Here is a 7949-nt window from a genome sequence, read left to right as displayed (position 1 = left end):
ATCCTGCCGCATCTCGGCCATCGCCGCGGCAAGGATGAAGTCCGGCAGATGTGGACGTCGATCCACAGCCGTTATTCCAGCATGCGCTATCAGGTGCCGATCGTCGTTGCCGAAGGCGACAAGGTCGCGGTCCATATCCGCGTCTTCTTCGTCAAGCGGAAGAACGACCGGATCATGCAGTTCGACATCGCGGTGTTCTATACGTTTGCCGGCGGGCGTATCGTCAGGATTCGCGAGATCATGGACACCTTCGACCTGATCCAGCAGCTGCTGGAGCGGGATCTCGTCGCGCTTCTGACCGATGATCCGGCCGGCAGGATCTAGGCTCCCAACGCGTGGCCCCTGTTTGTCCCCGGCCGGTTTGAACCTTCCCCATCCCTCGCCGACCAACCAAGCGGCCCTCTTAATCCTCGGACCAGAACCATCATGAAAATCACGCTGTTGGCCATGCTCGGTCTGTTCCTGGGGGTGATCGGGGGCGCGGCGCTTGGCGTCGGGGCCGGGATCGCGTGGGTCGAAATCTTTAAAACCTCGGGATTTGAAGGCTATAGCGGCATGCTGGTGTTCTTCACCTTCATGCCGCTGGGGGCTGCGATCGGCGGCCTCGGCGGCGCGCTGCTGTTTGCGGTGATCGCGATGCGCGACGCCCAGATCGCGGTCGAACGGGCGCCGGCGCAGCGCCGCAACTCCTGAATTTTCGCAAAGCCCCGCATTCGTGGAATGCATAATTGCGCCTTGCATTTCGGCCGGCGGCCATTATTTGAAGCTTCAACTAATGTGGCGAGCGACCGGGTCCCGGCGTCGGCAATGACGCCCTTTTTGGTGGCCGCCGGCTCGCCTGAAAATCCAGTTCGGAAAGCAGAAATTCATGACAGAGCACAGCCTCTGGCGTTTTTCACGCGCGTTCCATCGCGCGATCAACGAGCGCCGGCACGACGAACTCGAACAGCTGATCGACGACGAGGTCGACTGGGCGATCTACGGCCCGATCGACATGTTCCCGTTTCTCGGCGCCCCGCCGCGGCAAGGCGGCGGTGCTGGAAGTGATGCGGCAGATCGCCGACAATGTCCGGGTGCACCGCTTCGATCGCGAGACCATCATGCTGGGCGTGGATTCGGCCGCCTCGATGCTGCGCTATTCGCTGACCATGCTCGACAGCAACAAGCCGATCAGCTTGCGGGTCGCGCATTTCGCGCAGTTCAAGGCCGGCCGGCTCTCCAGCATCCGCGTGCTGCTCGACAGCTTCGACCTGGTCGAGCAGGCGCTCGGGCGCCCGATCCATCTGCCGAAGATCACCTCGGTGGCGTGAGGTCTTCGTCAAACGGCACTCCATATCATCGTCATGGCCGGGCGTGTCCCGGCCATCCACGTCTTGAGGCGCGCCAAGGAAGCAAGACGTGGATGCCCGGCACGAGGCCGGGCATGACGAATCATTGACGGCAGTGGCCCGATAACCCCCGCCACAATTTCGCGCCGATGTATCCGCATCAATGGCGCAGTTGCAGGCGGGCGGGCATGGTCTCCACACTTCGATATGGGTTGGCGCTGATGCTGGCGGCGAGCCTTGGCCTGTCGGCGCCGCAGACCCGCGCGCAGCCCGTCCCGGTCGACGACCATCGGCACGCTTCGGGCGAGGTGGAGGCCTCGGCCATCCCCGACGCCAGCGAACTCGACTGGAGCCAGCTCGACGTCGATGCCGCCACGCTAATGAAAGGCGCTCCGGCGTCGAAGCCGCGTTCGCCGCAGGCGGGGCCGGCCACCGACCTGTCGTGGTCGGGAAACGACAAGCCGAACGGCTCGGCGGCGGTCTCCGTCAAGCAGCCGCTGTCGCCATTGTGGGATGCCCGGATCGGCGCCGACATGACGGTGGCGCCGGGGCAAGCGCAGACCGAGTCGCAGCTATTGGCGGAAAAGCTCGCCAATGGCGGCAACTTGCCGCAATCCTCAGGCACCGCATGGGCCGCCGTCACGGCGCCCGGCCTCAGTTCGATCTGGGACAAGACCGCGGTCGAAGCCAGGCTCGATCCCACCCAGGAGCAGAGCAAGCTCGGCACCTCCTTGAGCAAGTCGATCCCGTTCAGCGAGCAGTATTCGCTCACCCTGCAGAACGGCTACAACGTCACCGAGCAGGGCGCCCTGCCGCTGCCCGGCATCCCCGGACGCCCGGTGCGCAATTACGACACGGAGCAATCCGCCAGGCTTTCCATCGCCGAGACCGGCACCAGCTTCATGGCCGGCCAGACGCTCTCCACCGCCGACGACAAATGGCTGCGTAGGATCGGCGCCGAGCAGAAGCTGTTCGGCGACGTCACCATCAACGGCTCGATTGGGGAGACGCCGCAGGGCGCCACCAGCAAGAGCGTCACGGCGGGCTTCAAGCGCAGCTGGTAAGCCGACGAACCGTTCGCCCGCAATTCCCCACCAATGATCAGGCATTGCCGCATATTGGCCGCGTTGCCGTCAAAATCGGACGCCCTGATGGGGCTGCTTCACATTCGTCGTGCGGGGGACGTCCGCGCTCGCTTTGAACCGCGAAACAGGGGAATAGCCGATGACTGCCATTCGTTCCGAAAAAATCGAGTCCACTGAAGAAGACTCCAATCTCGCCGCGGTCTCGGAGGTCGAGGCCGGCATCCGCGATTTCGTCCGCAACGACATCGCCTATCTGCGCCGGCCCGCGCCCAGCATGCTCGCCGGCACCGATGCGCCGCTGGAGCCGTCCGCGGAGGCGACCGTCAACAGCGTCAACTCGCTGATCCAGCGGGTGGCCGGAACCTCGCTCGGCGAGATCGAGAACCTGATTTCCGAACTCGAAAGCCTGCGCGACCTGCTGCATGCCGAAGGCCAGCGCGTCCAGCGCGAGATCTCCGGCTACGCCCAGCTCAGCCAGGCCGCGATGAAATCCACCCGCATGATCGCCGACAATGTCGCGCAGTGGAAACGCACCGCCGACGGCCTGCGCAACGGCTGACGCGGTTGTCTCTCGTCGTTCCGGGGCGATGCGAAGCATCGAACCCGGAATCTCGAGATTCCGGGTTCGCGCTGCGCGCGCCCCGGAATGACGATCAGGTTTTCCCGAAGCCGTTGAACTTGCCGGGCTCGCGCCGCGACCAAGGGCAGGCTCAATCACGAGGCGGGGACATGTCTTCATGAAAAGCGTTCAGCCGGACAATCCCGATCCCATCCCGCTGCAGAACGCGCCGCGGATGGGCATCCTCATGATCCGGTTCGTCGGACTGTTGATCGCGACCGTGGTGCTGCTGGCGCTGATCTGGAGCCGCTGATTTTTTCGCCGGGTAACCCCGCGATTCCGCCAAAATGGTTAGCGAATGGTGACTTATCGGCTGGCGACCTGTGCGCTGTCGAGCGAATAGCCGCCGTCGGCATAACCCTTGACCACCATGGCGGCCGTCAGCATCACCACCAGCGTCACGGTTGCGAAGATAAAGCCGACAAGTTTCAGGCCGTTGCGGTCTGCCATGGATCGTCCCCTCACCTCAGTCCCCTGGACCGAGTCCATAAAGGGACAAAGTTCAAAATGCGTTAGCGGGAGAAACGTTCCACGGCCCGCAAAACGGGCGCGAATCAGCGGTTCGGGTTCCGGCGCGGCACGAAGGCGGTGGCGAGGAACGAGAACACCAATTCGCCGCGCTGATTGGTGCCGGTGTTGCGGGCCTGCAGGATGCCCCATTCGGGGCGCGAATCCGAGGTGCGCAGCGATTCGATCTCGCTGGCGAAACTGACGGTGTCGCCGGCCAACACCGGCTTGATCCAGCGCAGTTCGCGGAAACCGGGCGAGGGTCCCCACACTGCGACCTGCTCGCCCCGCGCGGCGGCCTCCTTCGCCAACCGTTGGCCGTCGGTCACCAGCAGCTTCATGCTGACCGAGCCGATATGCCAGCCCGACGCGGCGAGCCCGCCGAACAGCGATTTCCTGCCCTCCTCCTCGTCGAGATGAAAGCGCTGCGGATCGAATTGGCGGGCGAATTTCTTGATGGCCTCGGCGGTGAAGGTGAACGAACCCACCTCACGCCGTCGCCCGATTTCGAGCTCCTCGAAAAAATACATCAGCCGGGCTCCGCCGCGACGGCAGCGCGCCGCATCATGATCATCGGCGAGACCATTTCGCATAGCGCCTGCCCGGCCGCGTTGCGGGCCACCGCCTTGAGCATCACGAGGCCGGTCGTGGGCCGGCTGCGCGAAACCCTTGCCTCCACCACCTCGATATCGAGCGTGACATCGTCACCGGGGCGAAGCGGCGCCAGCCAGCGCACTTCGTTGACGCCGGGCGAGCCCAGCGACGCGCTGCGGCCGGCAAAGCCGTCGACCATCATCCGCATCATGATCGAGCACAGATGCCAGCCGGAAGCCGACAGCCCGCCCAGCATCGATCTTGCAGCCGCCGCTTCGTCGAGATGCATCGGCTGCGGATCGAACTCCGCGGCAAAGGCTGTGATCTCCTCGCGGCTGACGCGGCGCGGGCCGAAGCTGCCGAAATGGCCGATTGGGAAATCTTCGAAGGTCAGCGTCATCGTGGGGATTGCTGCGAGGAAGGCCTGATTGTGGCCGCACTTTGCGGCAATCTCAACAGGCCTGCCCGCATGGCTCGTGCTCCGCGGGCGAGCATCGCCCTTGTCGGTCTTGCTTGCGACCTTGCCCGGAATGGCATTCGGAGCTAGGCCCTGTGGGTTCGTTGCGCCAGGTCCTGGGGCCTGGCGCAATTGATATTCGGTTTGCCGGGGGGAGAACGCTAGATGTTTGAATTTCGCGATTTGTTCCAGTGGGACCGTTTCATCACGCCCACCATCATCAAGACCTTTTACTGGCTGGTCATCGCGCTGATCTCGCTGTTCGGCCTCTCCGGAATCTTTTCAGGCCTCGCCGCGATGGCGATCAGCCCGTTCGGCGGGTTCATCGTGCTGCTGTCGTCGATCGCGAGCGTAGTCGTCGGCATCGTGTTCTCGCGCATCGCCGCGGAGTTCATCCTGATCGTGTTCCGCATCAACGAGCATCTCGGCGCGATCCGCGACCAAGGCGCGGGGCATTGAATTGCTTCCACAAGTTCGCCGTCATCCTGAGGAGCCGCGCGCTTGCGCGGCGTCTCGAAGGATGGGCCGCGAGCACCTGTCTTCGTCATCCTTCGAGGCTCGCAAGAGCTCGCACCTCAGGATGACGTCCTGCATATTTGCGCTAGCGCTCGGGATGACGCCCTTTACGTGTTGAACCTGAAATGCATGACGTCGCCGTCGGCGACGACATAGTCCTTGCCTTCCAGCCGCAGCTTGCCGGCGTCCCGCGCGCCGGCCTCGCCGCCGAGCGCGACGTAATCGGTATAGGCGATGGTCTCGGCGCGGATAAAGCCTTTTTCGAAATCGGTATGGATCACGCCGGCCGCGGCCGGCGCCCTTGTGCCGCGGTGGATGGTCCAGGCCCGCGCTTCCTTGGGGCCAACGGTGAAATAGGTGATGAGGTCCAAGAGCTGATAGCCGGCGCGGATCAGGCGATCGAGGCCGGCTTCTTCCAGCCCCAGCGTGTCGAGAAACTCGGCGCGTTCCTCGCGCGACAGGGTGGCGATCTCCGATTCTATTTTTGCCGAGATGGTGACCGCGACGGCGCCTTCCTTCCTTGCCTGCTCGGCAACGATTTCGGAGAACTTGTTGCCGGTGGCAGCCGAAGCCTCCTCGACATTGCAGACATAGAGCACGGGTTTCGAGGTCAGCAGGCCGAGCATGCCGAAGGCGCGCTCCTCTTCGGGCTTGCGCTCCAGAAACCGCGCCGGCCGGCCCTCGCGCAGCAGCACCAGCGCGCGGTTGACGAGATCGAGCTGCTCCTTGGCTTCCTTGTCGTTGCCCTTGGCCTTCTTGGCGAGGTTGTCGACGCGCTTCTCGAGGCTGTCGAGATCGGCCAGCATCAATTCGGTCTCGATGGTCTCGATGTCGGCGAGGGGCGCGATCTTGCCTTCGACATGGGTGATGTCGGAATCCTCAAAGCATCTCACCACATGGGCGATCGCGTCGACCTCGCGAATGGTGGCGAGAAACTGGTTGCCGAGGCCTTCGCCCTTGGAGGCGCCGCGCACCAGCCCTGCGATATCGACGAACGTCAGCCGCGTCGGGATGATCTGCGCGGACTTGCCGATCTCGGCAAGCTTGTCGAGCCTGGGATCGGGTACCGCGACCTCGCCGACATTCGGCTCGATGGTGCAGAACGGATAATTCGCCGCTTGGGCGGCTGCCGTCTCCGTCAGCGCGTTGAACAGCGTCGACTTGCCGACATTGGGCAATCCGACGATACCGCATTTGAATCCCATTTCGTCCTCGATATTTCCTCACCGTCATGGCCGGGCTTGTCCCGGCCATCCACGTCTTCTCTGGCAAAGGAAAGACGTGGATGCCCGGCACAAGGCCGGGCATAACGGCGGTGTGTATGTTTGCGCGCGCGAGACGTCAGTCCTGCTTCCCCGCGCCGTCGTCACCCTTCTCGAAAAATCCTTTGGCCTGCATCGCCAGATGCACCTTGTTCTGGAACGTCGAGTCGCGCCCGGTGGCGAGCAGTCCGGCATTGTCGGCGACCGCTTCGCAGAGCGCTTCGACCCAGGGGCGGTCGCTCTTGGCGAAATCGGCCAAGACGTAGCTGTGCACCAGTTCCTTGATGCCGGGATGACCGATCCCGAGCCGCACCCGGCGATAGTCGTTGCCGATATGCGAGGAGATCGACCGCAGGCCGTTATGACCGGCGATGCCGCCGCCGATCTTGACGCGAACCTTTGCCGGCGGCAGTTCGAGTTCATCCTGGAACACGGTGATCTCGCCCGCCGAAAGCTTGAAGAAATTCGCAGCCTCCTGCACCGCGCGGCCGGAATCGTTCATGTAGGTCGTGGGCTTGAGCAGGATCACCCGCTCATGATCGAGCGTGCCTTCCGCGGTCTCGCCCTGAAAGCGGCGGCGCCACGGTGCGAAACCATGACGCCGCGCGATTTCATCGACGGCCATGAAGCCGATATTGTGCCGGTTATGCGCGTATTTCGCGCCGGGATTGCCGAGCCCAACGAACAGGCGCATGACGCGGCATCCCGCGTCCGGTTACTTCTTCTTGTCGCCGCCGCCGGCGGGCGCCTTGGCGCCGGCCGCGGGCGCCTTCGCACCGGCCGCGGGAGCAGCCGCCGCACCGGCAGCAGGCGCCGCCGCAGCAGCACCAGCCGCGGGAGCCGCCGCACCGGGCGCAGCCGCCGCACCGGCAACCGCCGCCGTACCGGCAGCAGCCGCTGCCGCCGCAGCCGCCTTCATTTCTTCGGCGTAGCCGGACGGCGGCACGATGGTCACCAGCGTCACGTCCTCGCGCGTCAGCGACTTCACGCCGGCGGGCAGCTTGATGTCGGACAGATGCAGCGAGTGGCTGATCTCGAGCCCACTGACGTCAGCGTCGACAAATTGCGGAATGTTGTCGACCGAGCATTCCAGATCGATGGTGTGGGTGACGATGTTGACGGTGCCGCCGCGCTTCACGCCGGGAGCGGCTTCCGCATTCATGATGTGGAGCGGAACGCTGACGCGGATGGTGGCGCCTTCGCCGAGCCGCATGAAGTCGACATGGATCGGAAAGTCCCGCACCGGATCGAGATGGAAGTCGCGCGGAATCACACGGTGCTTCTTGCCATCGAGATCGATGTCGTAAATCGTGGTGAGGAACCGGCCCGCCAGGATGCGCTGGCGCAGCTCGGCGTCGTCGACCGAAATGGTCGTGGGGGGCTGGTTGTTGCCATAGATCACTCCGGGCACTCTCCCGGCGCGACGCTCTGCCCGTGCGGCCCCCTTGCCGCCTGCCGGACGTGCGGTCGCCTTCAATTCCTGGACGGTCGCCATCTGCTTTAAGTCCTTGTTTTCAAAAAGTTAAAGGCCGCAACGCGGCCCGGTCACACTCCACAGCAAGCCTCCAGGGGTGCGGGGGC

At 64.2% G+C, this 7949-nt stretch carries 12 protein-coding genes and 1 pseudogene; 7 read left to right on the top strand and 6 right to left on the bottom strand.

From position 1 onward, the window contains the following. The 6 genes and pseudogenes from VK804_RS25205 to VK804_RS25180 form a co-directional block, all read left to right on the top strand. Window positions 1-324, top strand: a 324-nt coding sequence (locus VK804_RS25205; protein WP_325375270.1) for a nuclear transport factor 2 family protein, incomplete at its 5' end; no start/stop codon positions are given. 102 nt (window positions 325-426) lie between these two features. Then, window positions 427-693: a hypothetical protein gene (locus VK804_RS25200; RefSeq protein ID WP_325375268.1), complete on the top strand. Its 267-nt coding sequence runs from the start codon at window positions 427-429 to the stop codon at window positions 691-693. A gap of 175 nt (window positions 694-868) precedes the next feature. Then, a pseudogene (locus VK804_RS25195) lies at window positions 869-1310 on the top strand (nuclear transport factor 2 family protein). A 206-nt stretch (window positions 1311-1516) separates the two neighbouring features. Further along, window positions 1517-2392 (top strand): hypothetical protein, encoded by an 876-nt coding sequence (locus VK804_RS25190; protein WP_325375266.1) that lies wholly within the window; start codon window positions 1517-1519, stop codon window positions 2390-2392. A 160-nt stretch (window positions 2393-2552) separates the two neighbouring features. Continuing rightward, on the top strand, window positions 2553-2972 hold the full coding sequence (locus VK804_RS25185; protein WP_325375264.1) for a hypothetical protein: 420 nt from the start codon (window positions 2553-2555) through the stop codon (window positions 2970-2972). A gap of 178 nt (window positions 2973-3150) precedes the next feature. Beyond that, window positions 3151-3285, top strand: a complete 135-nt coding sequence (locus VK804_RS25180) for a hypothetical protein (RefSeq protein WP_325375262.1) — start codon at window positions 3151-3153, stop codon at window positions 3283-3285. 53 nt (window positions 3286-3338) lie between these two features. Here VK804_RS25180 and VK804_RS25175 read toward each other — a convergent pair whose 3' ends face one another. The 3 genes from VK804_RS25175 to VK804_RS25165 form a co-directional block, all read right to left on the bottom strand. Further along, window positions 3339-3482 (bottom strand): hypothetical protein, encoded by a 144-nt coding sequence (locus VK804_RS25175; protein ID WP_325375260.1) that lies wholly within the window; start codon window positions 3480-3482, stop codon window positions 3339-3341. Between the two features lie 104 nt (window positions 3483-3586). After that, on the bottom strand, window positions 3587-4069 hold the full coding sequence (locus VK804_RS25170; protein WP_325375258.1) for a MaoC family dehydratase: 483 nt from the start codon (window positions 4067-4069) through the stop codon (window positions 3587-3589). Further along, window positions 4069-4533: a MaoC family dehydratase gene (locus VK804_RS25165; RefSeq protein WP_325375256.1), complete on the bottom strand. Its 465-nt coding sequence runs from the start codon at window positions 4531-4533 to the stop codon at window positions 4069-4071. Before VK804_RS25165 ends, VK804_RS25170 begins: the two co-directional genes overlap by 1 nt. 222 nt (window positions 4534-4755) lie before the next feature. Here VK804_RS25165 and VK804_RS25160 point away from each other — a divergent pair, with 222 nt between their 5' ends. After that, the gene (locus tag VK804_RS25160; RefSeq protein WP_325375254.1) at window positions 4756-5049 is read left to right on the top strand and encodes a DUF4282 domain-containing protein; all 294 of its coding nucleotides are present in this window, start codon (window positions 4756-4758) and stop codon (window positions 5047-5049) included. 164 nt (window positions 5050-5213) lie between these two features. Here the strand turns inward: VK804_RS25160 and ychF are convergent, their stop codons facing one another. The 3 genes from ychF to VK804_RS25145 form a co-directional block, all read right to left on the bottom strand. Then, on the bottom strand, window positions 5214-6311 hold the full coding sequence (gene ychF / locus VK804_RS25155) for a redox-regulated ATPase YchF (RefSeq protein ID WP_325375252.1): 1098 nt from the start codon (window positions 6309-6311) through the stop codon (window positions 5214-5216). 136 nt (window positions 6312-6447) lie between these two features. Next, the gene (gene pth / locus VK804_RS25150; protein ID WP_325375249.1) at window positions 6448-7062 is read right to left on the bottom strand and encodes an aminoacyl-tRNA hydrolase; all 615 of its coding nucleotides are present in this window, start codon (window positions 7060-7062) and stop codon (window positions 6448-6450) included. 21 nt (window positions 7063-7083) lie between these two features. After that, window positions 7084-7863 carry a 50S ribosomal protein L25/general stress protein Ctc gene (locus VK804_RS25145; RefSeq protein WP_325375247.1) on the bottom strand — a complete coding sequence of 260 codons (780 nt, stop codon included), beginning with the start codon at window positions 7861-7863 and terminating at the stop codon, window positions 7084-7086. Between the last annotated feature and the right edge of the window lie 86 nt (window positions 7864-7949).

This window comes from Bradyrhizobium sp. (assembly GCF_035484855.1).
Taxonomy (GTDB): Bacteria; Pseudomonadota; Alphaproteobacteria; order Rhizobiales; family Xanthobacteraceae; genus Bradyrhizobium.
The sequence above is the reverse complement of the archived record's forward strand: the minus strand, read 5'-3'. Positions and strand labels throughout refer to the sequence as shown.

Excerpts from the sequence above, each read along its gene's own strand:
- VK804_RS25200 (WP_325375268.1), top strand. The coding sequence starts at position 427 with ATGAAAATCACGCTGTTGGCCATGCTCGGTCTGTTCCTGGGGGTGATC.
- VK804_RS25190 (WP_325375266.1), top strand. The coding sequence starts at position 1,517 with ATGGTCTCCACACTTCGATATGGGTTGGCGCTGATGCTGGCGGCGAGC.
- VK804_RS25185 (WP_325375264.1), top strand. The coding sequence starts at position 2,553 with ATGACTGCCATTCGTTCCGAAAAAATCGAGTCCACTGAAGAAGACTCC.
- VK804_RS25180 (WP_325375262.1), top strand. The coding sequence starts at position 3,151 with ATGAAAAGCGTTCAGCCGGACAATCCCGATCCCATCCCGCTGCAGAAC.
- VK804_RS25175 (WP_325375260.1), bottom strand. The coding sequence starts at position 3,482 with ATGGCAGACCGCAACGGCCTGAAACTTGTCGGCTTTATCTTCGCAACC.
- VK804_RS25170 (WP_325375258.1), bottom strand. The coding sequence starts at position 4,069 with ATGTATTTTTTCGAGGAGCTCGAAATCGGGCGACGGCGTGAGGTGGGT.
- VK804_RS25165 (WP_325375256.1), bottom strand. The coding sequence starts at position 4,533 with ATGACGCTGACCTTCGAAGATTTCCCAATCGGCCATTTCGGCAGCTTC.
- VK804_RS25160 (WP_325375254.1), top strand. The coding sequence starts at position 4,756 with ATGTTTGAATTTCGCGATTTGTTCCAGTGGGACCGTTTCATCACGCCC.
- ychF (WP_325375252.1), bottom strand. The coding sequence starts at position 6,311 with ATGGGATTCAAATGCGGTATCGTCGGATTGCCCAATGTCGGCAAGTCG.
- pth (WP_325375249.1), bottom strand. The coding sequence starts at position 7,062 with ATGCGCCTGTTCGTTGGGCTCGGCAATCCCGGCGCGAAATACGCGCAT.
- VK804_RS25145 (WP_325375247.1), bottom strand. The coding sequence starts at position 7,863 with ATGGCGACCGTCCAGGAATTGAAGGCGACCGCACGTCCGGCAGGCGGC.